Origin of the sequence: Wolbachia endosymbiont of Anopheles demeilloni (assembly GCF_018491735.2) — a bacterium.
In the GTDB taxonomy this organism is placed as follows: Bacteria; Pseudomonadota; Alphaproteobacteria; order Rickettsiales; family Anaplasmataceae; genus Wolbachia.
This window is the reverse complement of the sequence record NZ_CP084694.1, coordinates 314,914-341,784: the sequence shown is the minus strand read 5'-3', so window position 1 is coordinate 341,784 and position 26,871 is coordinate 314,914. Positions and strand designations below refer to the sequence as shown.

Annotated in this window: 26 protein-coding genes and 5 pseudogenes; 13 read left to right on the top strand and 18 right to left on the bottom strand. The window is 33.8% G+C overall.

Features of this window, described 5'->3' with window-relative positions:
• The first annotated feature begins 53 nt into the window (after window positions 1-53).
• The 5 genes from atpH (at window position 54) to JSQ73_RS01820 (ending at window position 4,654) form a co-directional block, all read left to right on the top strand.
• The gene (gene atpH, locus JSQ73_RS01840; RefSeq protein ID WP_214250037.1) at window positions 54-602 is read left to right on the top strand and encodes an ATP synthase F1 subunit delta; all 549 of its coding nucleotides are present in this window, start codon (window positions 54-56) and stop codon (window positions 600-602) included.
• Window positions 599-2,140, top strand: coding sequence for a F0F1 ATP synthase subunit alpha (gene atpA / locus JSQ73_RS01835; protein WP_214250038.1), 1,542 nt, complete (start codon window positions 599-601; stop codon window positions 2,138-2,140). The genes atpH and atpA overlap by 4 nt, the downstream gene beginning before the upstream one ends.
• A 9-nt stretch (window positions 2,141-2,149) precedes the next feature.
• A complete protein-coding gene (gene greA, locus JSQ73_RS01830) occupies window positions 2,150-2,644 on the top strand; it encodes a transcription elongation factor GreA (RefSeq protein WP_006012293.1) in 495 nt (164 codons plus the stop codon).
• 3 nt (window positions 2,645-2,647) lie between these two features.
• Entirely contained in the window at window positions 2,648-3,301 is a 654-nt protein-coding gene (gene ribB, locus JSQ73_RS01825; protein ID WP_214250039.1) for a 3,4-dihydroxy-2-butanone-4-phosphate synthase, read from the top strand.
• Between the two features lie 63 nt (window positions 3,302-3,364).
• Entirely contained in the window at window positions 3,365-4,654 is a 1,290-nt protein-coding gene (locus JSQ73_RS01820) for a M48 family metalloprotease (RefSeq protein WP_214250040.1), read from the top strand.
• Here JSQ73_RS01820 and JSQ73_RS01815 read toward each other — a convergent pair.
• The 4 genes from JSQ73_RS01815 to JSQ73_RS01800 form a co-directional block, all read right to left on the bottom strand.
• Complete coding sequence (locus tag JSQ73_RS01815; protein WP_214250041.1) at window positions 4,651-4,995, bottom strand: TrbC/VirB2 family protein; 345 nt, start codon at window positions 4,993-4,995, stop codon at window positions 4,651-4,653. The two genes, JSQ73_RS01820 and JSQ73_RS01815, sit on opposite strands and share 4 nt — an antisense overlap.
• Window positions 4,996-5,086: 91 nt before the next feature.
• On the bottom strand, window positions 5,087-5,821 hold the full coding sequence (gene fabG, locus JSQ73_RS01810; RefSeq protein ID WP_214250042.1) for a 3-oxoacyl-[acyl-carrier-protein] reductase: 735 nt from the start codon (window positions 5,819-5,821) through the stop codon (window positions 5,087-5,089).
• 342 nt (window positions 5,822-6,163) lie between these two features.
• The gene (locus JSQ73_RS01805; protein WP_214249416.1) at window positions 6,164-7,111 is read right to left on the bottom strand and encodes a recombinase zinc beta ribbon domain-containing protein; all 948 of its coding nucleotides are present in this window, start codon (window positions 7,109-7,111) and stop codon (window positions 6,164-6,166) included.
• Window positions 7,068-7,796: a recombinase family protein gene (locus tag JSQ73_RS01800; protein ID WP_214249415.1), complete on the bottom strand. Its 729-nt coding sequence runs from the start codon at window positions 7,794-7,796 to the stop codon at window positions 7,068-7,070. Before JSQ73_RS01800 ends, JSQ73_RS01805 begins: the two co-directional genes overlap by 44 nt.
• A gap of 313 nt (window positions 7,797-8,109) precedes the next feature.
• Between JSQ73_RS01800 and JSQ73_RS01795 the strand changes: the two genes are divergently transcribed.
• Together JSQ73_RS01795 and JSQ73_RS01790 are read left to right on the top strand one after the other, a co-directional pair.
• The gene (locus JSQ73_RS01795) at window positions 8,110-8,880 is read left to right on the top strand and encodes a hypothetical protein (protein ID WP_234301846.1); all 771 of its coding nucleotides are present in this window, start codon (window positions 8,110-8,112) and stop codon (window positions 8,878-8,880) included.
• A 62-nt stretch (window positions 8,881-8,942) separates the two neighbouring features.
• Window positions 8,943-9,299: a hypothetical protein gene (locus tag JSQ73_RS01790; RefSeq protein ID WP_234301845.1), complete on the top strand. Its 357-nt coding sequence runs from the start codon at window positions 8,943-8,945 to the stop codon at window positions 9,297-9,299.
• A gap of 113 nt (window positions 9,300-9,412) precedes the next feature.
• On the opposite strand, the pseudogene JSQ73_RS01785 reads toward JSQ73_RS01790, so the two are convergent.
• Window positions 9,413-9,541: pseudogene (locus JSQ73_RS01785) on the bottom strand (IS5/IS1182 family transposase); the annotation flags it as partial.
• Window positions 9,542-9,683: 142 nt separating this feature from the next.
• Window positions 9,684-9,800 (bottom strand): annotated as a pseudogene (locus JSQ73_RS01780) (XRE family transcriptional regulator); the annotation flags it as partial.
• A 129-nt stretch (window positions 9,801-9,929) separates the two neighbouring features.
• Between JSQ73_RS01780 and JSQ73_RS01775 the strand changes: the two are divergent.
• Window positions 9,930-10,840: pseudogene (locus JSQ73_RS01775) on the top strand (Rpn family recombination-promoting nuclease/putative transposase).
• On the opposite strand, the gene JSQ73_RS01770 reads toward JSQ73_RS01775, so the two are convergent.
• The 4 genes and pseudogenes from JSQ73_RS01770 to JSQ73_RS01760 all read right to left on the bottom strand — a co-directional run bounded on the left by JSQ73_RS01770 (window position 10,837) and on the right by JSQ73_RS01760 (window position 12,966).
• On the bottom strand, window positions 10,837-11,412 hold the full coding sequence (locus JSQ73_RS01770) for a latrotoxin-related protein (protein ID WP_234301844.1): 576 nt from the start codon (window positions 11,410-11,412) through the stop codon (window positions 10,837-10,839). The pseudogene JSQ73_RS01775 and the gene JSQ73_RS01770 sit on opposite strands and share 4 nt — an antisense overlap.
• A gap of 150 nt (window positions 11,413-11,562) precedes the next feature.
• A pseudogene (locus tag JSQ73_RS06910) lies at window positions 11,563-11,675 on the bottom strand (IS982 family transposase); the annotation flags it as partial.
• A gap of 459 nt (window positions 11,676-12,134) precedes the next feature.
• The gene (locus JSQ73_RS01765) at window positions 12,135-12,497 is read right to left on the bottom strand and encodes a hypothetical protein (protein WP_214250200.1); all 363 of its coding nucleotides are present in this window, start codon (window positions 12,495-12,497) and stop codon (window positions 12,135-12,137) included.
• Window positions 12,498-12,795: 298 nt separating this feature from the next.
• Window positions 12,796-12,966, bottom strand: a complete 171-nt coding sequence (locus JSQ73_RS01760; RefSeq protein ID WP_214250199.1) for a hypothetical protein — start codon at window positions 12,964-12,966, stop codon at window positions 12,796-12,798.
• A gap of 317 nt (window positions 12,967-13,283) precedes the next feature.
• Here JSQ73_RS01760 and JSQ73_RS01755 point away from each other — a divergent pair, with 317 nt between their 5' ends.
• On the top strand, window positions 13,284-14,249 hold the full coding sequence (locus JSQ73_RS01755) for an IS110 family RNA-guided transposase (protein ID WP_214250201.1): 966 nt from the start codon (window positions 13,284-13,286) through the stop codon (window positions 14,247-14,249).
• A 56-nt stretch (window positions 14,250-14,305) separates the two neighbouring features.
• Here JSQ73_RS01755 and JSQ73_RS01750 read toward each other — a convergent pair.
• Window positions 14,306-15,719 (bottom strand): annotated as a pseudogene (locus tag JSQ73_RS01750) (phage portal protein).
• 353 nt (window positions 15,720-16,072) lie between these two features.
• On the opposite strand from JSQ73_RS01750, the gene JSQ73_RS01745 reads away from it, so the two are divergent.
• Together JSQ73_RS01745 and JSQ73_RS01740 are read left to right on the top strand one after the other, a co-directional pair.
• Window positions 16,073-16,381: a hypothetical protein gene (locus tag JSQ73_RS01745; RefSeq protein ID WP_234301842.1), complete on the top strand. Its 309-nt coding sequence runs from the start codon at window positions 16,073-16,075 to the stop codon at window positions 16,379-16,381.
• A gap of 60 nt (window positions 16,382-16,441) precedes the next feature.
• Window positions 16,442-17,440 (top strand): pyruvate dehydrogenase complex E1 component subunit beta, encoded by a 999-nt coding sequence (locus JSQ73_RS01740; RefSeq protein WP_214250197.1) that lies wholly within the window; start codon window positions 16,442-16,444, stop codon window positions 17,438-17,440.
• Between the two features lie 2 nt (window positions 17,441-17,442).
• On the opposite strand, the gene JSQ73_RS01735 is transcribed toward JSQ73_RS01740, so the two are convergent.
• Window positions 17,443-17,799 (bottom strand): TrbC/VirB2 family protein, encoded by a 357-nt coding sequence (locus JSQ73_RS01735; RefSeq protein ID WP_214250196.1) that lies wholly within the window; start codon window positions 17,797-17,799, stop codon window positions 17,443-17,445.
• Between the two features lie 198 nt (window positions 17,800-17,997).
• Between JSQ73_RS01735 and lepB the strand changes: the two genes are divergently transcribed.
• Window positions 17,998-18,783, top strand: a complete 786-nt coding sequence (gene lepB, locus JSQ73_RS01730) for a signal peptidase I (protein ID WP_214250195.1) — start codon at window positions 17,998-18,000, stop codon at window positions 18,781-18,783.
• Window positions 18,784-18,786: 3 nt separating this feature from the next.
• Here the strand turns inward: lepB and JSQ73_RS01725 are convergent, their stop codons facing one another.
• Genes JSQ73_RS01725 through iscU form a run of 4 tightly spaced genes read right to left on the bottom strand, consistent with a single transcriptional unit; the run spans window position 18,787 to window position 21,892 of the window.
• Window positions 18,787-20,688, bottom strand: coding sequence for an Hsp70 family protein (locus tag JSQ73_RS01725; RefSeq protein ID WP_214250194.1), 1,902 nt, complete (start codon window positions 20,686-20,688; stop codon window positions 18,787-18,789).
• Window positions 20,666-21,124 (bottom strand): iron-sulfur cluster co-chaperone HscB C-terminal domain-containing protein, encoded by a 459-nt coding sequence (locus JSQ73_RS01720; RefSeq protein ID WP_214250193.1) that lies wholly within the window; start codon window positions 21,122-21,124, stop codon window positions 20,666-20,668. The genes JSQ73_RS01725 and JSQ73_RS01720 overlap by 23 nt, the downstream gene beginning before the upstream one ends.
• Entirely contained in the window at window positions 21,117-21,503 is a 387-nt protein-coding gene (locus tag JSQ73_RS01715) for a HesB/IscA family protein (protein ID WP_214250192.1), read from the bottom strand. The genes JSQ73_RS01720 and JSQ73_RS01715 overlap by 8 nt, the downstream gene beginning before the upstream one ends.
• 5 nt (window positions 21,504-21,508) lie before the next feature.
• Complete coding sequence (gene iscU, locus JSQ73_RS01710) at window positions 21,509-21,892, bottom strand: Fe-S cluster assembly scaffold IscU (RefSeq protein WP_007302620.1); 384 nt, start codon at window positions 21,890-21,892, stop codon at window positions 21,509-21,511.
• A gap of 176 nt (window positions 21,893-22,068) precedes the next feature.
• On the opposite strand from iscU, the gene ftsY reads away from it, so the two are divergent.
• Window positions 22,069-22,980: a signal recognition particle-docking protein FtsY gene (ftsY, locus tag JSQ73_RS01705; RefSeq protein WP_214250191.1), complete on the top strand. Its 912-nt coding sequence runs from the start codon at window positions 22,069-22,071 to the stop codon at window positions 22,978-22,980.
• Window positions 22,981-24,071: 1,091 nt separating this feature from the next.
• Here ftsY and radA read toward each other — a convergent pair.
• Both radA and JSQ73_RS01695 read right to left on the bottom strand, forming a co-directional pair.
• Complete coding sequence (gene radA, locus JSQ73_RS01700) at window positions 24,072-25,415, bottom strand: DNA repair protein RadA (protein ID WP_214250190.1); 1,344 nt, start codon at window positions 25,413-25,415, stop codon at window positions 24,072-24,074.
• A gap of 66 nt (window positions 25,416-25,481) precedes the next feature.
• A complete protein-coding gene (locus tag JSQ73_RS01695; RefSeq protein ID WP_214250189.1) occupies window positions 25,482-26,753 on the bottom strand; it encodes an MFS transporter in 1,272 nt (423 codons plus the stop codon).
• Between the last annotated feature and the right edge of the window lie 118 nt (window positions 26,754-26,871).

Genomic DNA, 26,871 nt, shown 5'->3' with positions numbered 1-26,871 from the left:
ATTGAGGAATGGTAGCTTAAATAACTTAGATTTACTAGAATAGGTAATTTAATATGAAAAACAATAATTTAGTTTCATCTTATGCTAGAGCACTGTTTCATGTCTCAGGAAGCAGATTAGGTATTATAAGAAAAGAAGTAGAATTTTTGTTAGCTTTTTTTAAAGATCAAGATGTTTTTGTGTATCTATCTCATCCTATGGTTTCTCTTTTGCATAAAAAAGAAGCGATACTTTCTATAAATGAGAACTTGAGTGAAAATTTAGTCAAATTTATTATGGTTACACTTGCAAACAAGCGCTCCCGTTTATTAATCCTTATATTAGAAAAATTCTTAAATCTTGTAAGGGAAAGTGAAAACGAATTGGAAATTACTATAAAATCAGCAGGGGTTTTAAAGAAACCTGATATAAAAATAATTACTGAATCTTTGAACTTTCTTGGTAAAATAATAAAAGTCAATAATGTGGTTGATCCTTCTATACTAGGTGGCTTCGTAGTTAGGTATGGTTTTAACTTGATTGATGCTTCGCTTAAGAGTTATTTGGATAGATTGGTTGATTTGAGTAAAATGGAAATGTTGAAAATAAGGAATTGTATATGAAGAATAGCATAAATGCCTCTGAAGTAGTAAACATAATAAAAGAGAAGGTTGAGACATTTGATAATCCTATAAAACGAGAAAATATAGGTGAAGTAATTTCAGTAACGGATGGTATCACATTGGTCTATGGGCTGGAAAAAGCAAAATTTGGTGAAAAGGTATCTTTTGCAAGCGATGTAGAAGGAATAGTTCTTAATTTAGATCATGATACAGCTGGAATAGTTGTGCTTGGCAATGATCGTGATGTAAAAGAAGGGGACGTTGTAAAATGTAGTGGTGATGTTGTACAGGTGCCTGTAGGTCATGAATTATTAGGAAGAGTTGTAAATGCATTAGGCGATCCTATAGACGATGGCGAAGAAATTAGAGCCAAGAACAAAATGTATATAGAATCTAAAGCGCCAGGTATTATTGACCGTAAATCTGTGCATGAACCTCTGCAGACAGGAATTAAAATTATAGATTTGTTGATTCCTATAGGTAGAGGGCAACGTGAATTAATTATTGGCGATAGACAAATTGGTAAAACCACTATTGCGATTGATACTATTATCAATCAGAAGAAGATTAATGATGAGGTAAACGAAAATCAAAAAATTTACTGTGTTTATGTTGCTATTGGACAAAAAATTTCGACAGTAGCAAAAGTGGTGAATAAGCTAAAAGAAAGTGGAGCATTAGAGTATACAACCGTAGTTGTAGCTAGCGCATCTGACTGCGCGCTTATGCAATTTTTAGCACCTTATACCGGTTGCACTATTGGAGAATTTTTCCGTGATAATGGAATGCATTGCTTGGTGGTATATGATGATTTATCTAAGCATGCTGTGGCATATAGGCAGATGTCCTTATTGCTCAGACGTCCTCCTGGTCGTGAAGCTTATCCTGGAGATATATTCTATGTACACTCTCGCTTGCTTGAAAGAGCTGCCAAAATGTCTGATGAAAAAGGACAGGGATCTTTGACTGCTTTGCCGATTATTGAGACTCAGGCTGGTGATGTATCTGCATATGTTTCAACTAATGTGATTTCAATTACCGATGGACAAATTTTTCTTGAGTCTGAATTGTTTCACAAAGGATTTCGCCCTGCAGTGAATATAGGTTTATCGGTTTCTCGGGTTGGCTCTGCTGCACAATTGAAATCTGTGAAAAAAGTTGCTGGTTCTATAAAGCTGAGTTTGGCCCAATATAGAGAACTGGAAGACTTTGCTAAATTTGGTTCTGATCTTGATGCTACTGTTCAATTGTCCTTAAACAAAGGTAAATACCTTATTGAATTATTAAAGCAAAAACAGTATTCACCTATGCAAATAGAAGAGCAAGTATTGCTTATGTATATCTTTTCTAATCTGTATGGTCAATTAAATAAGGTACAGGTGAGCAACATCAATAGGTTCGAGTGTGATCTTATCAATTATTTTCAAACTGTTCACCCTCTAGTTTTAAAAAAGTTGTCGGGTGACATGAATGATGATATAAAAGATGATATTCTTGGTACTGTGAGTGATTTTGTCACTCAATTTAATTACGTTTAGGCGGTGATTATGACTTCATCCATTGTTAATAAGTTTCCTATTACAAGGGAAGGTTTTGAGAGTATGCAAGTCGAACTTGAGAAATTAAAGGAAGAAAAACCTTCTATCATACAGGCTATTTCTGATGCTCGTGATCAAGGCGATTTATCCGAAAATGCAGAATATCATGCAGCACGGGAGAGATTAAGTTTTATTGAAGGCCGTATAATTGAGGTAGAAAGTAAACTTTCACATGCAGAAGTGATAGAAGTAAAAAATTTGTCTGGTGATACAGTAATGTTTGGTGCAACTGTTACGGTAAGTATGTTAAATGATGATAACAGTGAAATTGAATATGTTTATAAGATTGTAGGTGGATATGAAGCTGATGCTTCAAAGCAGTTGATCTCTACGGATTCACCACTCGGTAGTGCTTTAATTGGCAAAAAAGTTGGTGAGTATGTGGAAGTGATAGTGCCAAATGGAGAGAAATTGTATAAAATAGTTAAGATTGAGTTTAAGTAAATCATGGTACAAGTAACTTATCCTTCAATTAGTCTACCCGGTATTTCTTCTGTGGAAGATGTATTGAGGGATGCTAGTTCTGGTAAATTATTCATTTTAGTTGACGATGAAAACAGAGAGAATGAAGGTGATTTGGTTATTTTAGCTGAAAAGGTGAAACCAGAACATATTGCTTTTATGGTTAGGTATGGCACTGGTATTGTGTTTTTAGCTATGACAAAGTTTTACATGAATAAACTTAACCTTGAATTTATGAAGAGAAGTAATGTAGATGAAGCACTTATTCCTCACACTGCATTTACTACGTCAGTCGATGCTCGTTATGGTATTACAACGGGTGTTTCTGCTCATGATAGAACGCATACGATACTTACCGCTATTGATAAAAAAAGTACTAAGGATGATATTATTACTCCTGGTCATGTTTTTCCTATTATTGCAAGTGAGGGTGGGGTTTTAGCACGCAACGGTCATACTGAGGCAAGTGTTGAGATAGCAAAATTGGTTGGATCTAGTCATGCGGCTGTAGGGTGTGAATTAGTGAATGATGATGGCTCTATGATGCGCTTACCCCGATTGCTTGAATTTGCTGAACAACACAAAATTAAGTTAACTACCATTGATAAACTTATCAGTTACGTTCAAAATTTAAACTAGCGTTTATAAATTCGTATAGTTAAAATGTAAAATTCCTAAAAGTTATACAAACAAGGAACTTCCATGTCTAAGCTTTTTGTTTTACTATTTTTTTTCGTATACTGTAATAGCGCTTACTCTGTTAGTATTATTAGAGATAGTGAAATGGAAGCGGTAGTGAAGGATCTAGCGCAACCTTTATTTTCTGCTGCAGGTATTGATAATGATAAAATAAAAGTTTTTATAGTTGATGATAGATCGATTAATGCTTTTGTAATTAATAATAATAGCATTTTCATTCATTTAGGGCTTTTACAATATTCGACTGAACCTTATGTCTTACTTGGTATATTAGCACATGAAATTGCTCATATATCTGCTGGTCATGTATTACAAATGAGTAGTGATGTAGGTTATTTTCAATCAATAGCAATGGTTAGTTATATGGTAGGATTAGTTTCTAGTATTGTCATTAACCCTCAGGTTGCGAGTGCAATCTTGCTTAGTGGTGTAACGCTTAGTTCAAGGTTGTTTTTTAACTATTCTCAAGAGCAAGAGAGTGTAGCAGATAGCTATGCTTTAAGATACCTAGATGAATCTGGCTATGATAATTTGGGTATGAAAGAGATTTTTGACTATTTTAAGAGTATTGAGCATGAAAACACTGAAGAGTATTTCCGCACTCACCCACTTAGTGATAAGCGTATATTTGCTGTACAGAATTATAAGGTTAAAAACAATATAAAACCAATCCTTGCAGATAAATTGCTGAAGTTTGAGCATATGGTTGCAAAGCTAGACTCTTTCTTTGCTCCTATTCATGTGTTATCTAATAAATATGAAGGTAGTTCTAAGTATGTAAATGCTGTAATTCACTGTAGGCAAGGAAAGATAGAAGAGGCTATTACTAAAGTTAATTCATTGATTCAAGAGTCACGCAATGATCCTTATTTATATGAATTAAAAGCGGAGATGTTATACAAAGCTGGAAATTTAAGTGAAGCAATAAAAATGTATGAAGAATCACTTAGATATTTATCTGAGAAGAATAACTATTTAGTGAAACTTGCGTTATCTCATACTTTATTATTACACGGTGAAATAGAGAAGGCAATTTTTTACCTAGAGCAGGTTGCAAACGTAGAAACAAATAACGCCTTTGTCTGGAAGTATTTAAGTATTGCATATAAACGTAGCGCTGATATGGCAATGTATTATTTTGCTTTGACGAAAAAGGCTTGTATTAAAGGTAATTTAGAGAAATTTATGAAGTATGCTGAGTTAGCTATTAAAACTTTACCGAAAGATAGCTCTTGCTTGCTGCAAATTGAGGATATGAAGGAACAATACACACAAAAACACACTTATTTTTAGGGTTGTTTTGTTCCACACTTCTTCAACATGCCTTCTACTTCAGAATTCATAACGGGTATAATTTTCATTATAATCGTTTTGGCGCCAAAAAATACACCACAAAATATACCTAAGGCAAAGAGAGCTGGCCATGGCATTCTGCCAAATATTGCAAGCAAAGCTGCACCTATTATCACTACGGTCATAAGCGGTCCACCTATTCCCCAAATATAACCAATAATATTGCATATTACTTGGGCAGTTGTATCATCTATATCATTAGCAGCATTTGCGTAATCTGAAAAAGATAGAAACAATACTATACATAAAGCATCAAAAATTTTTTTTATTATATAGCTCATTCTTTTGCCTCCAAGTAATAAACTAATGCAAACCTACACATATTCTTATTTTAGAGTAAAACTTATAATTTGTCCATAAATATAAGTGTTGCTACATAAATAGCCCACCATTGATGTTAAGCACATGTCCCGTTATATATTTTGCTTCATCACTTGCTAAAAACAGGACTCCTGCTGCTATTTCTTTCCCTGTTCCCATTCTTTTCATTGGGATGTTATCTAATATTTTTTCCTTTTGCCCCTCATTTAAAACTTCAGTCATTTTAGTATCTATAAACCCAGGAGCAATACAATTTACTGTTACACCACGACTTGCAACTTCTTTTGCTATAGATTTACTCATAGCTATTATTCCAGCTTTAGAAGCTGCATAATTTGCCTGCCCGGCATTGCCTGTTAAACCTACTATTGAGGAAATATTTATAATTCTTCCCCAGTTGTTTTTAATTAATTTCCTGCATGCTTCCCTATTTAGTTTAAATATAGAGTTCAAATTAATATCAATTACCTTTTGCCATGCTTCATCTGTCATTCTCAACAATAAGCTGTCTTGTGTAATGCCTGCATTGCATATGAGTCCATCAAAGCCTTTCATCAACTCACTTGCTTTATTTATTAGTTGATTTATCTCTTCAGGATTTGATAAGTCGCAAGGAAGTACGTGAATGTTTTTTTCATATTTTTTAGCAACTTCTTCGAGTACTTCTTTTTTTGTACTAGAAATACATAAAGTTGCTCTGGCCTTATGCATAATTTCTACAATTGCCTGGCCTATTCCACCTGATGCACCAGTAATCAGAAGTTTCTTATTCTCTAATCCAAACATAATAATTTTTATTTGTTCCAGCTCTTAACAGAATATTAAAAGACTTGCAATAGATTTTTTTCATAACTTTCATTTAATAGAAGCTTCTTGACAAATCTTGTATTTATTGGCGAAATTATGGCGGCTGCATGCCTTTTTTATTTTTTCTATATTCGGCCAGATTGCGCTTATTTTAAGCGTTAGCACATTATCAATTACAGTAATAAAATTAGCACCATGTGGATTCTTTTGCCTTTTTTTTGATTGATAAATTTCTTAACACTTATAGCTAAAGTAATTTAAGAGAGCCAGCGCGTGACTAGTTCTTATTACTTGATCAGTCTTCTGGATTCTGCAACAGTTTTATCTGGCAGTCCAACAATATTGACTGCTAGTACAACATTGCATAATTCTATTATGGCTATTTTGATCAAAATTTGCAAGACTTTTTATTCGAAATACTATATACAAGTGGTTATGGTTGATTTCAATTTGATGAATTAACATTCTAATAATATTTTGCTTAGTCTGCCAATCTACTTGATCAAGCTTTGATTCAACACTTGAGGAAAAGTTTTTTAAGCTATCTGTAACAAGGCTCAATTCTTCTTGTAATTTCTCTTGATCAAGTACTTTTTCTTTTTCCTCCTCAATTTCTTTCAAATACTGTTTCATTGTTGTAATTCTTGGCTCAAATTCTTCTTGGCTTATAAACCCTTTAGCATAGCTATCAATAAATTTTTTGATACTTAATCTTAACTTATTTTCTTGCTTTTCACGTATTTGATCATGTAGAGGTTTTTTGTTCTCTGACAATCTACGTTGATATTCATTTGCAATCCTATCTGGCTCTTTCAAGATACTCTTTACTTCTTCCCATATAACTCCATCTAATACATCAGTGCGTATTGATTTATTATCGCAGATTTTATTGCCATTGAATTTGCTAGAGTTTGTACCAGAGCAACGATAGTAATAATATGTCGACTTTTTATGAACGTGGTTTGTACCACAATAAGTATATTGACAACGTTGGCATATCATTAAACCTTGTAATAAATATGTTTCTCTTCTTTGCCGTACTCTTGCTATTTGTCTATTTTCAGCTAATTGTGTTTGCACTGAATCAAATAAATTTTCATTGATTATTTTTGGTACTGGAATATAAGTCCAATTCTCTTTATCACTATTAAAGCGACCACTTTTAAATTTACCACAAGTTCCTTTTTTTGACTTTTTTACTTGTGGTTTTGAGCATGTCCTAGTTTTACCATAAGCTGCTTTTCCTATATAAGCAGGATTTCTTAACATGTTCCAAATAGTTCTCCCTTTTCCAATACCTTTTTCCTGTTCGTGTTATTACCGGTATCTTATTCAGTTCATGTACAACTTCTCTTATACTTGCTCTTTCTTGGCCAACCCGACTAAATATTTTACGCACTATATTTGCCTCTTCTTCATCAACCTCAAATTGAGCACTTCCTTCACCTACATGTTTTGCTATGTAGCGATAACCGTAAGGCGCCCTACCCATCACACTTATACACCCAGCTTTGGCCGCATGAAATTTACCTCTACGGTTTCGTTCCATAATCTTTGCACGTTCATACTCTGCTATTGCTTCCTGAATCTGTAGAAATAAATGGGAATCTGGATTATCATCAAACTTATGATTCAAAAATACTATTTCAGATCCAGCCTTTTTAAACTCTTCGAGTAAGATCATTTGATATGAAAATTTACGTGATAGCCGATCAGGTGAATGAATATATATCTTATCAATCTTACCTTCTGCGAATCTATCACGTAAATTTTCTAAGCCAGGACGTTCTAAATTTGATCCACTATAACCATTATCGACAAACTTATGCTCATCTAATAACTCATGTCCATCACTACTAATGCGACGCTCCAACTCTACAATCTGACTCTCTATTGTATTCTCCTGTGCCTGTTGTCTTGATGAAACTCTTGCATACAAGCTTACGATTGTCATTTTCTTCTACCTCCTCTGTTTTACATTTCAATAATTGTTCATAAGCATTTGCCAAATATGTACTCGCCAATCTGTGAGGTTCATAACGGCAATTAATAGTTAATTCCCCTTTTTGCATGTTTTTCTTCCTGTGAGTTTTTTTATAAGGTTAGGAGACTTCTATTAAACTAAATCAACGCACACCTTATTTAAGAAAGCTATCTAGTTCACACAAATTCTCCTTAATTAAATATACAAGATTTGAAAAAATTATGTCCAAAAAATCTTTTCTTGAATTGTCATATTATGTATAATATAGCTTATTTAATCTGTTATGAATATTCATCCAAGTTACGAATTCTGGGAAAGTGATTTAGAAGTTCCGGTTAACCTTTTACTAGATCGCTTTCAGGATTTTAAGATATGTCAATCTTGGTTAGATTCCCTTTTTGGTAAACAACTGAGCATCATTTTTCAGCATTGCTTTAAAAGTCATTTAAATGGACAATTTTTTCAAGATGGAGGTTATGATGATAGATCCACTCAACAAAAACGCAAGATACTTACTAGTTACTCTGACTCTCTTTTTAACTATTATCTCATTAGCTACTTTGATCGTACAAAGCTTGAAGCTACAGTCAGTGAAGTAGCAAAATTTGCCCTCACTCAAGAGTTAATGAGATCGTACCTGATAAAAAATAATACTAAGTATGATAAAAGATCCTTGTTGTTTTTACTGTTTCACATAAATTGCAAACTTCTAAAATCTGTTTATCACTTTGATAAAGTGCAAAAGAAAGGTTTCGTATCATTTGCTCTACAGAAATCACCAAGACAAATAAACAATTCATTCAAGGGATTTATGTCACAAGAAGCTGTAGAGCAGATACCGAAGTTTGAAAACCAATTGCAGGGTTTTTTCCATCACCAAGATCGGATATATATTTTTGTACGCCGAGGAAGTGACATAGATTTACTACTTAATTCAAACAAGGTTGTTTATGGTCATAAACCTGAGTGGATGATTTTAGATTTCTCTCTTGATGGTACTGAGGTTAATCTCTGTGCTAAAAATACTAATAAAGCTGTGGAAATAGCATTGTAAGTGGGTATTTTGACTGCGAATGTACTTTTGTAAATATACAGGATAAGAACTTTCCACTACAAGTGCATAAATTTCTTCAAGCATTTATAGAGGGTTCTTACCCTAATATTTGTATATTTGAGTTAAATTTTAAGTCAGATTATTTTAAAAATAGTAATACATATTTTACTTTGAGTGTAAAGCCGTATGATCCTATTGCACCAGAGTTACATATTTTAAAGCCATCTATTGGCAACATACTACAATCTATTCAATCAGCTAAAGTAATGTTCCAAAACAAAAAGGTAACATTTTCTTTCAAATCAAGTGGGGAAATTTATTATTCAGAGCATCCGCTCAATAAAAAAGAAAGAGAGGACCTGAAGAAACATATGGAACAATCTTATGGTCTTAAAATCCTTTCACGAGCGAATTGCTGATCTTTTAAGTTCAAATAGTTCTTGGGTTAATCCAAGTCAAAATCACATTAAAGCAGCAAGATACTTATTTGATCTTGGATTGATAAAAATGCAAGAAAGGTATTAGAACCTGTTCATAATCTTTTGAGGAGGAAAGCAGCGAAAGCAAGAACGACCATTTGCAGGCTAGTGTTGAGTTTCCGCTCGCAATTTTTCCAAAGTCGCCTACATTTTTGCAACCAAGCAAAAGATCTCTCAACAACCTGTTTTGCTAGCTCTAATAAACCTAGTTTTGGTTTTAATATTTTTGTTTGTATTGTATTCATTTCTAACACTCCTTTCTTTTATTATTTTATAACTTACTTTTTTAAAGTGTAAGATTAAATCTTGTTTAATACATTTTAGCAGCGTGTGGTAGTTTATGCTTGTTTTGTCTACTAAGTCTTTCAGAGTATATTTTCTCTTTAACCTCCAGCTCCTTACTTTTTGTGCTATTTTGTACCTTATCGAGATATTTGCCATAAATATTATACAGGTTAATACTATCAAATAAAGATATACAAGAGGGATGCTTCTTTCTATGTTTGAATTTTAGTTGAATATTTCTTCATAATTGTGTATAATTATTAATGCTTTTTATCTTACTTTCTCATGGATCTTTCGAAGTTTCTTGACGCACGCAATGATTATTCTTTTAAAAGAATACTTGGCACTGAGAAAAACAAAGATATTCTCATTCATTTCTTGAACGATATTTTAGGTTTTACTGGTTTAGCTGCTATTCACGGTTTGAATTCTTAGCTACCATTTTGGACCCTAAAATTGCCGCTAAAAAGCAGAGTATTGTTGATGTTCTTTGTAAAGACTCTCAAGGTTCCAGATATATTATAGAAATGCAGTTCACTAAGACCAAAGGCTTCGAAAAACGTGCTCAATATTATGCTGCTAAAGCCTACTCAAGTCAAGCTGATCAAGGTGATAATTATCATAATCTCAAGGAAATTATCTTCATAGCTGTTGCTGATTGTATTATTTTTTCAGATAAGACTGAGTACAAATCTAATCATGTCATTTTAGATCAAAATAGCTTTGAACATGACTTAAAGGATTTTTACTTCGTATTCATAGAACTACCTAAATTTACAAAGACAAAAGAAGACCAACTAGAAAATATAGTAGAAAAATGGTGTTATTTTTTCCGATATGCAGCAGAAACAAGGGAAGAGGATCTAGATAAGATAGTTGGTAGTGACGTAATAATAAAACGAGCTTATGAAGAGATGAATAAGTTTAATTGGTCAAAAGAAGAGTTACTAGCATATGAACAAATGAAAAAACGTATAATGAATGAGGTAGCTGCTTTAGCTCAAAAATTTGATGAGGGTCTTAAAGTTGGTCAAGAAAAAGGTAGACAAGAAGGCATCCACATCGGCCATCAAAAAGGTAAAATTGAAGGTAAAATCGAAGTTGCAAAAAATTCACTCAAGGCCGGTGTATCTATTGATGTTATCGCTGAAATCACTGGCCTCTCTCTGGACGAAATCAAAAAGTTAAGAAATTAAATATACCCTCTCTTAGCCTGAGTCAAATGACCTTGAACTGAAACATTACTTAAATAACCTTGAGGCTCTAAACTCATTTCCTTTGCACCATCAACTTCTAATCTACTATCTCCGTTGTGTAATATCTGCTCTATTGATTGATTTAGCAGCCCCTTATTAAACTCTACCATAAACTTGTCAAACTTTTTTGGACTTAACTTGCCAGCTCCTCTACCAGGGAACGCTTTCTCTACATATGAGCTTAAAATCCCTAAAATCTCATTAAATCTACCACTCATGACTTTTCTAGTAATCTCTTTTTGCATTCCCATATAATCAATATTTAACCGGTGCATTGATACACCACTTTTTAATCCAGCTTGCTCTACTACTTTCTCAAATCCCTTTTTAATATTGCGTGCATATCCCTGTGCTTCTAGTGGAGATATAGACTGATCTACTGTAGAAACATACTTTTGACCTGTAACTTTTCTAATGAGCATGTCAAGTAACATTATCGTACCATTTACATCCATTTTTGCATTTACTTGTGAGATTGGACTTGGAGTGCTCTCAGGTTTAGAACTTAACAATCCACTTACAGAGCTTTTTACCCAGCCAAATAAATCATTTATAGCTCTTTTTACAATAATCCGAACAGATCGTAATATGCTACTGGCCTGCTATAGCCATCAATACATATCTTATCGCATTCGGACTATTATAAGAAAAGCTATAATTTAAGGTATTCTTGTTGAGTTTTTCCCACTTGATAGGAGCTTTCCTGAAATTTTTTCATAGCAATGCAACAAAAATCTTCTATGAAACAGTAAAGTTCTGTAATATCTTTTTTCATGGGTAACCTCTTAATTATTGCTAAAATACTCGAGTTTACCCTATTTCCTTCTTTATTAATTCTACTTTTATCTGTTTTCTAATCCATAACTGGGGTTATTAAGTTAATATCTCAAGATAGTTTTTAAAAAATCTACTACTATGCTTATGATTTTGGAGTATGATGAATTTTTCTTCTTCAGTATTACTTGGCTTTATTTTAGCTCAAAAGAGGTCATTTGAAGCATTTGGTGTTTCTATTGGAGCATTTTGGGTTTCTTGCTAGTTTCTTACAAGTAGATTAGGATTATTATTATCTTCTTTGTCTAAAATTGTAATAAATATACGTGTGATTAATAGAGGTTCTTATAACTTACTTGTTAGATTAAGTTGTGTCTATTACACATTCTTAGATTGAAAGATAAATCCTCCAGAAACGATGTTAATTTTCTGTTATTTCTCATGAATATTAGTTTGTATCTCAAGTTCGTTCACCTATTACTGTCCTGTTTTTACTTTCAATATTTACCTCTCTCACCTCGGTATTAGGTTCTTTAATATTGGAGGCGGAAAAACACTCACTACTTTGCTTACCTCTATGCATTGAAAATGATGTTCCTATCCACTTTTCAATACCATTGACTGCTTCATTAAACCTTTTTATATCTACGTTGTTTAGAAGTTTAAAGACTTGTAGAGAAACTTCCTCTGGAACTAACACTGGTAAATTATCAGAAACTTGTTCCAACAAATCCAGTATTTCTATCACTGATTTATTTTTACTCTCTATTAGGTAAGCAAGGATAAGAAATTCACTTTTAGCTTCTTCTAACTTGTTTTCCATATCTTTCTCTCGTAGAGAAGATGCTAATTTATTGGACTCCTTACTTGTCAGAACGTTATTCAGAATATTATAAAGAAAAGCTTTTGGTGGAAATATCTTGCGTAAATTACTCGAACCTTGTTCTAGTAAATCAAGTCTTCCTTTCCCTTTTTAATATTGACTTTCTATTCGTTCAGCAAAGATGGGAAATTCACTTTTAGCTTTTTCTAACTTTTCTCTCATATTTCTGTCTCGTACGTAAGATGCTAATTTATTAGCTTCCTTACTTTTCAGAATATCATACAATGTACAACTTTTATTAATCTTTTTTTTCTTTCATTCTTTCTAGTTCATCTATACACCTACTACGATATTCTAACATTTGTTGCGCAAGATCGTGAGATAACCTACTTTGTATGAGATTATACAACTCTTCTCTGTTCTCAAAGTAATCTAATCTAGTTTCAAGTGCTATTAAGGTTTCTACCATTTCCACTCTTTCGGAAACACAATATTCTAAGAAAGTAACCTCAGAGTAGAAACTTACATCTGTATCAGCACCTTCTTCTATTAAAAGTTCTACTACTCCTTATATGTTAAAAACAAGTCTTTGTTAAAGAATAGTAATATAATGACATATAGAGAAGAGGAACCGTACTACTTCTTGGTCATAAGGACCGTCGAGCAGCAAGGTTCTCTTCCCTAATTGATATACTGAAAGTTCCGAACAACTGATTGAGCTTTTAGGCTCGTATATAAGAGTGGAAAATGCAGTATGTATTATTTATTCACATTCACGGAGGAATTATGAGCTCATTAAGTATAATTGCTGGCGTTGACGTTAGCAAAACTAAACTAGATATTCACATTCACCCACTTGGACATTATAAAACATTTGAAAATAATATACAAGCTATTGACAAAATACTTGACTTTTTGTTTCTACATAATGTAACCAAAGTTGGGTGTGAAGCAACTGGTGGATATGAAAGATTATGTACTTACGCTTTACTAGGTAATGGTTTTGAAGTGTATATCATTCAACCTAGATGGATTAGAGATTATGCTAAAAGCCTTGGTATTACTACAAAAACTGATAAAATAGACTGTAGTATCATCTCACGTTATATTAATAACACAGATATGCGCGTTACTCCTCTAAAAGTTAGTAATATTAATTACTTGAAACAAAAATTATCTCGTAGAAATCAATTAGTGGAAATAGTAAAGATACAAAAAACTCAAGCTTATCAGATAACTGATACATCCACAATCAGACAAATAGAAGAGCTACTTGCCGTTTTACAAAATCAAATTCAAACCTTAGAAGATGAGATGATGACGTTCATTGATCAAAGCCAAGATTATAAAAGAAAATATATATCATTAACTAGTATACCAGATATAAGCAAAATCACAGCTATTACTTTGATTTGCTATTTGCCAGAACTTAGAACCCTTCAAAAGAAACAAATATCTAGTCTTGCAGGACTTGCACCTTTCAACAGAGACAGCGGTTTTAGTAAAGGAAAAAGACGTATTCATGGAGGTAGGTCACAGGTTAGAACAGTTTTATATATGTGTATTCTTAGTGCACAAAAGTGGAATTCTTATATAAAAAATTTCTTTACTAGATTATACAATCAACATAAAAAACCATATAAAATTGCTTCCACTGCTGCTATGAGAAAGTTACTTTTACTTGCTAACTCTTTGGTAAGAGATGGTAGAACGTTCATTGAGGAATATAGCCAAAAGTCTACTTCTACCTAGAGTTAACGTAGCTGTGGATAAGTACGCCCACATAAATTATAAGTACTTATCCATAGCTATATAATTAAATTTGTTTGTAAAAGCGAATCTGACTCAAATACTAGGTTAAAACTGTCAGCACGCTTTTGATCTTCGGCAATCTCTTGATCAATTTCTTCAACATCATAACCAAGTTCTGACACTACTTCAGATCTACTTTTGAATCCATTTCTTACTGCCATTCGCTGCGCTTGCTGATCTTTAAGCGGGTCAACCCAATCAAATCCCTGTGGTATCCATTTTACCTCTTTCACCGTTTCTTTTGCTGTTGTAGGAAGTTTTTCAGATATGGTAGCAAGTTCAATCCATATATTCCATACTGGCCTACAAAACTGAAATACTATAATATTGTGTTGTAGCATTGTACATCTTATTCTAAACTCTATTAATCCTGCTCTAATTGATGAGTAATTTACATTGGTCAAATCTCCAGTAAGCTGCTCATATGTTATTTCCATGCCTATTGCTATTGCCCTCAGCTACTGTCTCATGAATGCTTCATAACTTTCTCCAACATCTGATGGCTCTAAAAATTTAATATCTTCACCTGGATCAAGCAATTGCATAGTGCCTGGCTCAAGTCCTGATAATGCTACTCCATGCTCATTTGCTTGCGCCTCACCTAAAATATTTGCTTCAGGATCAAGTCTTGTTATGAATCCTGCAAACATTTCCGCAGTTTTTTTCCGGACTAATTCTGCATCATCATATTGATCAAGTTCATAGAGTTTTAAAAGTACATTAGAAAGCCAAGGTTCTCCCCTTATTTGCCCAGGTCTTAAGGGTTTATAAATATGTAAAACTTCACTTACAGGTACTCTGATAGATTCTCCAAACGAGCCTTCACCTGGGTGCTCTCTAAAAAGATAATAAGCTTCTCTCTGCCCAAGTCTGTTAAATTCAATGCCACTACAAATAATATTACCATTTACTAAAGTTTGATTGGTCTTATTATCTAAATGCTCTGATTCCAACACTTGAAGTTGCAGAGGGACAGAAAAATCATCCTCAGGTTTACGATTTCGCAGCCTTACAAAACATTCCCCTCCCTCTATCATGCTGCGACATACTAAAGCTTGCAGACCATAAAAATCACTTGTTCCGCTGCTGTCTGCTTCATCTGTCCAATTAAGCCATAATTCCTGGACTTTTTTTTCTAAATTCAGCATCTTTTGCCTTTGATTGCGGTTTTATTCCCGTACCAACACAGTTGCTAACTATTGTATCAATAATATTTGTTGCATATGGATTTTTTCTCACCATGTCACGAGATCTGCTGCGTAAGTGTTCCTGGCTATGAAAAAATAAACTATTTATACTGCCTCTCTCTGGCTGCCAATACATCAATCTTCTTCCTGATCTTGCTGCATCCCATGCAGAGCTTTTAATCTTTGGTTTATTAAATAGTTGTTTTAGTGATTTTAGTAACATTTAGCCTCTCTTATACAATAAATCATTTCACAAATTTTGAAATAAATATACATCAGCCCACTAGGTGAAATTCTTTCATTTTTTCTATTGACTTTTAACACAACTGCTGCTCTGAAATAAATAACGACGGAGCAGCTAATGAAGTTAATGACCAAATTTTAGAAAGTCTGCAACCTCAAATTCATTTGCAAGATAGATAAATTCGGAAGTTAGAAAAGCCAGGTAAAGAATTAAAACATGTTGAGAAAGAACTAGAAAAATTAAAGAGTGACGTAGCTGGACATGAGACTCGGTCAGAAGTACTTGATAAGCTCAGTGAAGAGAATCAATCACTAAAGCAAAAAATAAAAGATATGGAAAACGAGAATACAACACTTAATAGTGAATTAAGCAAAACCAAAGCAAATAAAGTATTACTAGAAAAAACAGAAAAAGGACAACTATCTTTCTTAAAAATTGCTTCTGTAAACTTTGCAATCATGTTGACAGTAGGTGTTGCCTTTAGTATAGCCTTCCAATTACCAATTCTATTGATGATTGCAACTTCTGTGATGTCTTCATTGATAGTCGGTGGAGTTACATACGCACTATCACCGCAACCTACTGAATTAAAAGAAGTAAGTATTGAATGCTCAATGCAACATGATGCTTGTAAAACTTAACTTGTGCGCTTCCTGATAATTTTGATATAGTTATTTCAGTTGAAATTTACAGATTTACAAATGGCAAGCTTAAGTGTAAGAGAAGCGTTATGCACAGCAATCAGAGAAGAAATGCAAAATGACCCTGATGTATTTATCATGGGTGAAGAAGTTGCAGAGTATGATGGTGCTTATAAAGTAACAAAAGGATTACTGAAAGAGTTCGGAGAAAATAGGGTAGTTGATACACCTATTACCGAACATGGATTTGCTGGTCTTGCTGTTGGAGCAGCGTTTGCTGGGCTCAAACCTATTGTTGAGTTTATGACTTTTAATTTTTCTATGCAAGCTATTGACCAAATTGTGAATTCCGCAACAAAAACAAATTATATGTCAGGTGGACAACTTGGGTGCCCTATAGTGTTTCGTGGACCAAATGGAGCTGCAGCAAGAGTTGCCGCACAACATTCTCAGTGCTTTGCATCTTGGTATTCGCATGTTCCAGGTCTGAAAGTAATAGCACCTTACTTTGCCTCTGATTGCAGAGGTCTGCTTAAAGCTGCAATTCGTGATCCTAATCCAGTAATATTTCTAGAAAACGAGATCGCTTATGGGCATGAACATGAGATTTCTGATTCTGAGCTATCAAATAAAGATTATCTACTTGAGATAGGCAAAGCCGCTATTATACGGGAAGGAAAGGATGTAACTATCACTGCTTTTTCATTGAAACTAATGGATGCGTTAAATGCAGCAGATTTACTCTCTAGTGAAGGAATAGAAGCTGAAGTTATCGACCTCAGAACCTTAAGACCACTTGACACTGAAACAGTTATTAACTCTATTAAGAAGACGAATAGATTAGTAAGCATAGAAGAGGGTTGGCCATTTGCAGGAATAGGAGCAGAACTCTCAGCCATGGTTATGGAACAAGGATTTGACTACCTTGACGCTCCGGTTGTACGGGTAACCGGCAAGGATGTCCCCTTACCTTATGCTGCAAACCTAGAAAAGAAAGCATTACCACAAGTGGAAGATATAGTTGAAACTGTGCACCAAGTCTGCTTTAGAAAGAAATAGTCCTATTGACTCTTTTTTTTATCTCCCGTTCCATATTCTTGCATAAAAGAGGCATTTGTAGAGTTTATACCACCCATTACTTTTATGACAATAGTTTTAGCGCCAAAAAACACAGCGCAAAATACAACGAGGGCGAAAAGAGCAGACCACGGCATTCTACCAAATATTGCAAGTAAAGCTGCTCCTATTATCACTATGGTCATAAGCGGTCCACCTATTCCCCAAACGTAGCCAATAATATTACATATTACTTGAGCAGTTGTATCGTCATTAGAGTTAGCAGCACTTCCAACATGAGAAAAAGAAATAAATAATACTATAAGTAGAATACAAAAAACCTTTTTAATTGTAGGGTTCATCCCTATACCTTAAGTTTAAATATTATAATTATATCTAAAATAGTATAATTTTAGTAAAACTAGCATTGTGATTTATACAATATTGCATAGCAAATGATGTCTATTGGTTATCAATCACTGTCAATTACTTGAGAGCTTATTTCGATTTTCGAAAAAGAGCAATAACACCCATGAGTAAAATTTCACATTACCACTTTTATGTGTTATGATAAGCTTAAATTTATAAAGAAAATAAAATTGAAAGAATTAAGAGAGAACCGGATAACAAGAACGAGAAAATTTTTATCTTCACTGTTTTTTTTGCTACTAATTGCGCTATCAATACGTAGTTTTTTATTTGAGCCATTTCATATTCCTTCTGGTTCAATGAAAAGCACTCTACTTGAGGGAGATTATATTTTTACTAGTAAATATTCATATGGTTATAGTAAACACTCTTTTCCATTTTCTCCAAACATCTTTAGCGGTAGAATCTTTTATACCCCTCCGGAGCGTGGTGATATAATAGTTTTCAAGCCTACAAGAAATGACAGCATTAGATTTGTTAAGCGGTTAATAGGAATACCGGGCGATAAAGTGCAAATGATAGAGGGGGAGTTATATTTAAATGATCAGAAAGTAAAGCGAAGACAAATTGAAAATTTTTTTGATTATGAGTCAAAGCGTAATATAGCAAGATACATCGAAACACTCTCAAGCGGCAAGGAGCATGAAATTCTAATAGATAATCTTTCTAATAAGTTATCATACAATACTCCAGTTTATTATGTGCCTGATGATCAATTTTTTGTTATGGGAGACAATAGAAATAATTCTTTTGATAGCAGGTTTTCTGAAATTGGGTTAATACCAACTGAAAATATAGTTGGGCGCGTAAGCATGGTTGGTTTATCGTTTAAATTAGGCAAAGTTGATTGGTTGCCGTTTGATTTTAGGTTACCTATTGCTCTGAGATTTGACAGGGTACTTCACAAAGTTTTATGAATTCTATCTGTCTGCTGATTCGCATAATTCTAAAGCAGAGTTTTCTAACTCAGAGATAGCATTATTAATGTTGTCTAAGTCATTTTCCTGTAAAGCGTCTTTTGCGTTCTGTAGTAAAATTTTTAACTTTTGCTCAGTGGAAACATTTTCAACTAGATGTATGAGCTTGTTACCGTTAATTTTAGCCTCTGCAAGGGAACGAGCCTTCATGTCTTCATCAAAATTACTTACTGACTGATTGACCATATCTTGAATATCTTCTTCACTTAAGCCAGAGCTTGAATTTATTTCAACTGTCTGTTCTACTCCAGTAGTTTTTTCTCTTGCAGTGACAGTCAATATTCCATCAATGCTAACTGTAAATCCTATTTCAACTTTTGCAGAACCTGCAGGCAATTGTGGTATACCTTTGAGTTCAAATCGTGCTAGAGATTTATTATCTTTTATCATTTCACGTTCTCCTTGACAAACGTGAATTTTCATTGCTGTTTGCCCGTTAGCGTAAGTTGTAAACTCTTTTATTTCTGAAACTGGTAGTGGTGTATTTCTTGGTATAATTTTTTCAACTATTCCCCCCATAGTTTCTATGCCAAGTGATAAAGGCAGCACATCAAGGAGAATATTCCTATCTTTTGAGTTTGAAGTTAAATAATGAGCCTGCAAAGCTGCCCCATTGGCAACTGCTTTGTCCGGATCCACATCATTCAGCACTTTATTGCCAAAGAGTTTGATTAGTGAATTTTGCACTAATGGCACTCTAGTTGCGCCACCAACTAAAATTACCCCTTTTATATCATCGATTTTAAGATCTATGTTGCTTATAGTACGAGTAACTATATTTATAGTCTTATTAACCAAAGGACTGATTGCTTGCTCGAATTCTTCTTTGGTAATTTTGCACTTAAATAATTCACTATTGATGCTGAATTCAAAAGTGCCAGAGGTATCTTCACTTAGGTACTCTTTTATAGCACGTATATTGCAGATACCAGTTTTAGTGTATGAATGTTGTAATTTGTAGTTAGTTGTATCAGATGGTGTCATTCCAGTGCTTGACACTGGAATCCAGTTCTTATTATATAACTTTCTGGTGTGTTCACTTGCAATCAAACTTTCTGGATCCCAGTGTCGGAGCACTGGGATGAAACTAGAGCATTTTTTATTTAAACCTACCTGTTCTCTATACTTTTCAAGCACGATTAAACTAAGTAGATGATCAAAATCATCACCACCAAGTTTAGTATCACCACCAACTGCAAGAACTTGAAACACTCCTTTATGTAATTTTAATATTGAAATGTCAAATGTTCCACCACCGAGGTCATAAACCGCATATATGCCACTGTTATTGTTCTTTTCAATGGAGTAAGAAAGTGCTGCAGCGGTTGGTTCATTAATGAGGCGAAGAACATCTATGCCAGCTAATTTTGCTGCATATTTGGTTGCGTTACGTGCTGAATCATCAAAATAAGCTGGTACAGTAATCACTGCTTTGTTAACTTTCATCCCTGTGAATTTTTTTACCCTCTTGCATAGAGTTTTTAGTATCTCAGCAGAGATCTCAATAGGAGTGAGATACTTTTCTTCTGAGCATTTTACCCTAATAACTTTTTCACTTTCGTTATCTATTTCACAATTGATACCTTCTTTATGCAAGTCTTTAACACTTTTACCCATTAAGCGTTTTATAGAGCAGATAGCGTTTTCGCCAACATCGTAGCCTACTTTTAGTACATCCTTTTCATATGAAATGACAGAAGGTAATAGTTCACGACCTTGCTCATCTTTAAATATTTCTACATTGCCAGCTTTATTTACCATGGCAATTAAAGAGTTAGTAGTTCCAAGATCTATACCAAAAACTACCTCATTTGAACTTGGTTCAGAAATTTGAACTGGCCGCATTTTCCTTCATCTCCTCAAATGACTTATATAAATATCTCAATCTAAAAACTTGCGTAGCAGCTTCATCAAAATTTTTTGTAGCAAAAGCATTAATTAGGTTTTTAGTACAATCTTTTACCTTTTCATCAATCATCCTACTTGCAAATTGTAAATCATCGCAGTCTAGAAAGTATTCTCTTATTTCCATTGATTCATTTAATATTTCAGGATCAAGATGCTCTTTTTTGCTTTGTACGTCAAAAAGATCCAACAAATGTTCGGCACGCTTTAGTGGTGACTTCAGTACCTGATAAGCTTTGTTGATATTTTCCATATTTTTGGACTCTTTTTCATTTATATCAGTTTTGCTTAGCTCAATATATTTTTTCTCCAGCTCATCAAAGCTGATGTTAAAAGCCAGTTCAATTCCAAATAATGTGAAATGGTTGCTAGACATGAAAACTCTCTCCACAACCACATTTTCCTTTCTCATTAGGATTTTTGAAAATAAAACCTGATGAGAATTTTTCCTCTACATAATCCATTTCAGAGCCAAGGATAAACATGATAGATTTTGGATCGATCAGCACCTTGACTTTTTGATTATCACTGCAGCTTTCTTCAATTACCGACTCCAAAGGACGAACATCATATGCATATTCAATATCATATTTTAAACCAGAGCATCCTTTTTGCTTAATTAGAACTCTTATTCCTATTGCTTCTTCAAGGTTAGCATGCTTCTTTTTGTCCAATAAAAACCTTACCCTCTCTACTGCATTTGCAGTTAGAGTGATAGTTTTTTTAACAGAATTTACTCCTTGAAATTCACTCATATTCCTCAATGTTTTTGTTTATTTTGATAATCATGAATAGCAGCTTTTATAGCATCCTCAGCAAGTACTGAACAGTGTATCTTTACTGGCGGCAAAGACAATTCTTCCACTATTTGAGTATTCTTTATCTTTGTTACATTCTCAATAGTTTTTCCTTTGATCATTTCTGTAAGCAAAGAACTTGAAGCTATAGCAGAACCACAACCAAAAGTTTTAAATTTTGCGTCTTCAATAACACCTTTATCGTTGACCTTTATTTGCAGTTTCATTACATCTCCGCATGATGGTGCACCAACTAAACCAGTACCAACATTTGGATCATTTTTATCCAGAGAACCAACATTCCTTGGATTTTCGTAATGATCTAAAATTTTTTCATTATAACTCATAGATTACCCGTAAATCATTACTTACATTATAACATATTTAGGTTAAAAACTAAAGTAAAATACACTAGCAAGCGGTACATTTTACTCACAAAATATATAGGTTACGAGTGTATTTACTTTACAAATACATATAGTGCATGTCATTCTTTATATGGTAATTTTAGAAGGAGTATTTCTTGAGTTTATTCAGTAATCTTTATCAAGGACTATTAAAAACCTCCTCCCGTTTTAGTGATGGAGTAAAAAATATTTTTTCTGGCAAAAAAAAATTAGATCAGTCGCTTTTAGATGATCTGGAAGAGCTGCTGATTAGCATGGATATAGGTCATAAAACTTCTAGATTGCTTATTGATAAGCTCGCAAGTATCAAATTTGAATCAGAAGTTGAACATAACATTATCACACAGCAGTTAATGAGCGAAATAGAAACAATATTAAACCCTATTGTCCAGCCGCTCATTTTAAATAAAAAACCACACATAATAATGGTATGCGGAGTGAATGGTAATGGAAAAACTACAACTATAGGTAAACTTGCCTATAAATATAAGGAAAAAGGAAAATCCGTTATGCTTGTTGCGTGCGACACATTCAGAGCTGCTGCGAGTGAGCAATTAAATATTTGGGCAGAACGTTCTGATTGCTCTATTGTTACTGGAGAGCACGGTAGCGATTCTGCAAGTGTGGCATATAGAGCTGTAAATCAAGCGATAAAAGATAGCGTTGATGTTGTTTTGATTGATACAGCAGGAAGGATACAAAACAATGTAAATCTCATGCAAGAGCTGTCAAAAATACATAGAACGATAAAGAAATTGGATGATACTGCTCCTCATGATGTTATTTTAGTTCTTGATGCAACTACTGGCCAAAATGCTTATAGCCAATTAGAGGCCTTTAGTAAAATGGTTGGTGTTACCGGATTAATTGTAACAAAGCTAGATGGTACTGCCAAAGGTGGAGTAGTGATTGGGCTTGCAGAAGCTTATAAGGTGAAATTACACGCTATAGGAATTGGTGAAAGTATAGAAGACCTGAGGGAATTTACTGGCAAAGAATTTGCTGAAGCGCTGTTTAAATGTGATTGAAGATCTCTTTAATTTTTTCATATGACCAAGCTTAATTATCATGAGAAGCCGTTTTTAGATGATATCATTCCAGTACTTCCTATTTGAGTAGCCTTTTCTTGTCATCTCAGTCTGGGATCCAGATTGCAAGTGGGTTGGGTGAGCCGTTATAGATAGCTAACGTATAAAAATTACTTCCGCATATTTTCAATCTAATTATAATTACAAATAGAGATATTTTAAGAGCTCAAAATCTATCTTTAGTCTGCAGACTTTTTAATCAAACTTATTAAAAAATGTATTCTTCAGTGTATATCTGTCGTATGTTCACTGCATTTTTTCCTAACTCTTTTTTATACAGGAGTATTTTATGTCCAGAATTTCAGATACTTGATCTTTACTTTAGCCAATAAAAATCAATGGGCGCCCATGGTTTTTATAAAGAAAGTATAAGAAAAAAATATTTTAAAGAATATGAAATAAGGATCTAATATGTTTTGTGGGCAACCAAAAACCACTTCAGCTTGTCACTCATGCCTAAAAAGTAATTATATTAATGTAATATTGATACTTTTATACCAACATAAATATTTTTTAAAAATTTAAGGAGTATATTATGACAATGTCTACCACAAATTAGTGAGAAATTAGCAGCTAGCGCAAAAAGTCTCTTTGATGAGAGCGAAAAATTATTGCTTATAGAAGAGGAAATACACAATTAAGATTTAATGTATCTTTAATCACAAAAAAGAAGATATTCTACATCTTCTTTTTTTATGCGATAATTAGCTACTTGTTTTCCTATTCGTTCAGGCAAGGAAAAATAGCAGATAGTGTCATGCCAGTCAAAGCTGTACGAACATTATCTGTAGGATGCCAGTGTCTGGGCACTGGCATGAAAACGGAGGGCAATTTACAGTAGGTATTATGGTGTCATTCCAGCGCGTGACGATGGAATCCAGAAATTTGATTATCGTAAGCAAACTGATTTGGTGAGCATAAAAGTAGCTGTTTTATTCTAGAACAAACTTCTTTGACGAGGTTGCGTAGAAAGCTGGACCGCAGCTAGGGTGGCATCCTTCCCACAAGCAAAATGTTCATGCAGATAGTATTTAACTGTGATTGAAGACCTCTTTTAACTCTTTTATATGACCAAGCTTAATTATCTCAATATCATGAGAAGAATAATTGCCATTTTTAGGCATAATCGCTTTTTTGAATCCTAATTTCTGTGCTTCTTTTAGTCTGAGATCAGCATGCGAAACGTTTCTAATTTCTCCTGAAAGTGCAACTTCACCGCAGATTATTGAAGAAGTTGGTAGCGGTAAATTTACTAAACTTGAAATAAGGGAAGCAGCAACAGCAAGATCAGCTGATGGTTCCTGTATTTTGAGTCCTCCCGCAATGTTTAGGTATACTTCTTTATCATGCAAAAACATTTTACAACGAGCACTTAGAACCGCAATTATCATAGCTAACCTATTAATATCCCAACCAACTACTGCTCTTCTTGGAGTTGCCATATTAGTCCTTGCTATTAATGCTTGCACTTCGATTAAGATTGGTCTTGAGCCTTCAACTCCTGCAAATACGGCGCTGCCAACTACTTCTCTATCATGTACGGTCAAGAATAATGATGATGGATTATCAACAGGCATGAGTCCTGCTTTAGACATCTCAAAAACACCAATTTCATTTGCAGGGCCAAATCTATTTTTAATAGTACGTAAAATGCGATATTGATTACTATTTTCACCCTCAAAATATAGTACTGTATCTACCATATGCTCCAGGGTTTTAGGTCCCGCTATTTGTCCATCTTTTGTTATATGGCCAACTATTAAGAGAGAAACACCATATTGCTTTGCAAGAACAGTCAATTCATGAGCGCAGGTACGGACTTGAGTTACAGTTCCTGGTGCTGATGTGACTTTGCTATCATACATAGTTTGTATAGAATCAATTATCAAGAACTTAATACTTTTATTTTTCCTTATTGTTGCTACTACATCAGTTAAAGATACTGTAGATAAAAGCTTAATTTTAGGTTCATTTATCTTAAGACGCTTTGCTCTGAGGCTCACTTGCTCTAAAGATTCCTCGCCAGATACATAAAGACATTCAAAAGAGGAAAGTTGTACAACATTAGCTGCAATCCTAAGCAAAAGAGTAGATTTTCCAATTCCAGGTTCACCACCAATTAAAATGCTAGCACCTTGAACGATACCTCCACCAAAAACTCTATCTAACTCTTCTATTCCTGTTAAAAAACGATCGGGGGTAATAATTTCACTATCTGATAACGCTTTTATTGAAATTGATGCAGATGTACTTCTCGTTTCTGTTTTTAGTACTATTTCTTCGACAACCGTATCCCAACTGTCACATGCAATACACCTTCCTACCCACCTTCCAGTGCTATGACCGCAGAATTGACATACGTATGCAATTTTCATAAAAGCCAAAATTATAATTGTAATAAAAATTAGCTAAATAAGTGAAATAAATTTAAATAGAGAAAATTACCAATCACACTTTTTATCTTGTGGTTTTATTTGCAATATTGCTACTAAGCTGACTAATAAGCAAAAAATTACATAAAGCCCAGCAGCAAAGTCTATTTTAGGAAACATTATAGTAAACCAAGTGCATATCATAGGAGTAAATCCTCCATGCAAGGCAAAAGAGATGTTGCGTGATAAGCTAACACCACTAAATCTAACATTAGTAGGAAAAAGCTCAGCAGTAACTATCCCTATAGGATTAATACCCCTCTCGATTATAGAAAGAGCCATCACACTCAACATAATTATTAGGTAGCTTTTATAGTAATATGCAATAGATAACATAGGACAACATATTACCATTGTTATCACTATAAATAAGATTGCAGTGCGTTCTCTTCCTGTTTTATCAGCTAAAATTCCAAGCACTATTGAAGATATCGGCATTAACATACTGGTTATAATGAGTACAACTTCGTTGACATACGTTGTTACATAAGTTTCAACAGACACTATTTCTTTTGCAATTGTTCTAAGAAATATGGTAAATCCAACAGCAACATTAACAGGTACAGATATTAAAATTGCAAACATCAGGGCTCTCTTATAGCGTTTTGTAAGCTCTATTATTGGTAAATTAGGTAAATTTCTTTGTTCTCGATCTTTTTCATACGCTGGAGTTTCTCCTAGAGTATATATACTATATGCGCTTATTAATCCTAAAATGGCTGAAAAAATAAACGGCAGCCTCCAACCCCAAGCGTTAAAATCAGTGGTTTTTTTACAGATGATCACTGCAACCACAGAGAGCAATATTCCAATGGAGCGACCAAAACTTATTATTCCAAAAAACATTCCTAGTTTTTTCTTATTAGGTAAATGCTCTATGAGATAAACAGAGCTACCTCCTTGCTCAGCGCCAAGTGCAATCCCTTGTATCAGATGGATTGTAAGAAGCAACATAGTAGAGGTTATTCCTATTTTACTATAACCTGGAATAAACGCAACGAGACTAGAAGGAATCGATATTAGCAAGATAGCAATCGTTAACGCCATTCTCCTTCCATACCTATCACCAATGTGACCAAATACAGATGCACCAAGTGGTCTTATCATTGCACCCATTCCTGCAATTCCAAACAATTGCAATATGCTGTAGTAGATATCTTTTGCATAACAAAATTCTCTACTAATTATATTAACCAGATCAATAAAGAGCATATGGTCATACCATATTGCGATTCTACAGAGTATTGTTGCAATCAATACTCTTGTTTGTTGATTGTACACTTAGTTTGATTTATAAATGTCTACTTATTTTTATTTTGGCTGCTTTTTAGAACTTTGCAACTCAAGCGTATGGCTTATATGTAAATATTATTAAAATTGGAACTTACATAACCAGCCA

Excerpts from the sequence above, each read along its gene's own strand:
- atpH (WP_214250037.1), top strand. The coding sequence starts at position 54 with ATGAAAAACAATAATTTAGTTTCATCTTATGCTAGAGCACTGTTTCAT.
- atpA (WP_214250038.1), top strand. The coding sequence starts at position 599 with ATGAAGAATAGCATAAATGCCTCTGAAGTAGTAAACATAATAAAAGAG.
- greA (WP_006012293.1), top strand. The coding sequence starts at position 2,150 with ATGACTTCATCCATTGTTAATAAGTTTCCTATTACAAGGGAAGGTTTT.
- ribB (WP_214250039.1), top strand. The coding sequence starts at position 2,648 with ATGGTACAAGTAACTTATCCTTCAATTAGTCTACCCGGTATTTCTTCT.
- JSQ73_RS01820 (WP_214250040.1), top strand. The coding sequence starts at position 3,365 with ATGTCTAAGCTTTTTGTTTTACTATTTTTTTTCGTATACTGTAATAGC.
- JSQ73_RS01815 (WP_214250041.1), bottom strand. The coding sequence starts at position 4,995 with ATGAGCTATATAATAAAAAAAATTTTTGATGCTTTATGTATAGTATTG.
- fabG (WP_214250042.1), bottom strand. The coding sequence starts at position 5,821 with ATGTTTGGATTAGAGAATAAGAAACTTCTGATTACTGGTGCATCAGGT.
- JSQ73_RS01805 (WP_214249416.1), bottom strand. The coding sequence starts at position 7,111 with ATGTTAAGAAATCCTGCTTATATAGGAAAAGCAGCTTATGGTAAAACT.
- JSQ73_RS01800 (WP_214249415.1), bottom strand. The coding sequence starts at position 7,796 with ATGACAATCGTAAGCTTGTATGCAAGAGTTTCATCAAGACAACAGGCA.
- JSQ73_RS01795 (WP_234301846.1), top strand. The coding sequence starts at position 8,110 with ATGAATATTCATCCAAGTTACGAATTCTGGGAAAGTGATTTAGAAGTT.
- JSQ73_RS01765 (WP_214250200.1), bottom strand. The coding sequence starts at position 12,497 with ATGGAAAACAAGTTAGAAGAAGCTAAAAGTGAATTTCTTATCCTTGCT.
- JSQ73_RS01760 (WP_214250199.1), bottom strand. The coding sequence starts at position 12,966 with ATGGTAGAAACCTTAATAGCACTTGAAACTAGATTAGATTACTTTGAG.
- JSQ73_RS01755 (WP_214250201.1), top strand. The coding sequence starts at position 13,284 with ATGAGCTCATTAAGTATAATTGCTGGCGTTGACGTTAGCAAAACTAAA.
- JSQ73_RS01745 (WP_234301842.1), top strand. The coding sequence starts at position 16,073 with ATGGAAAACGAGAATACAACACTTAATAGTGAATTAAGCAAAACCAAA.
- JSQ73_RS01740 (WP_214250197.1), top strand. The coding sequence starts at position 16,442 with ATGGCAAGCTTAAGTGTAAGAGAAGCGTTATGCACAGCAATCAGAGAA.
- JSQ73_RS01735 (WP_214250196.1), bottom strand. The coding sequence starts at position 17,799 with ATGAACCCTACAATTAAAAAGGTTTTTTGTATTCTACTTATAGTATTA.
- lepB (WP_214250195.1), top strand. The coding sequence starts at position 17,998 with ATGTGTTATGATAAGCTTAAATTTATAAAGAAAATAAAATTGAAAGAA.
- JSQ73_RS01725 (WP_214250194.1), bottom strand. The coding sequence starts at position 20,688 with ATGCGGCCAGTTCAAATTTCTGAACCAAGTTCAAATGAGGTAGTTTTT.
- JSQ73_RS01720 (WP_214250193.1), bottom strand. The coding sequence starts at position 21,124 with ATGTCTAGCAACCATTTCACATTATTTGGAATTGAACTGGCTTTTAAC.
- JSQ73_RS01715 (WP_214250192.1), bottom strand. The coding sequence starts at position 21,503 with ATGAGTGAATTTCAAGGAGTAAATTCTGTTAAAAAAACTATCACTCTA.
- iscU (WP_007302620.1), bottom strand. The coding sequence starts at position 21,892 with ATGAGTTATAATGAAAAAATTTTAGATCATTACGAAAATCCAAGGAAT.
- radA (WP_214250190.1), bottom strand. The coding sequence starts at position 25,415 with ATGAAAATTGCATACGTATGTCAATTCTGCGGTCATAGCACTGGAAGG.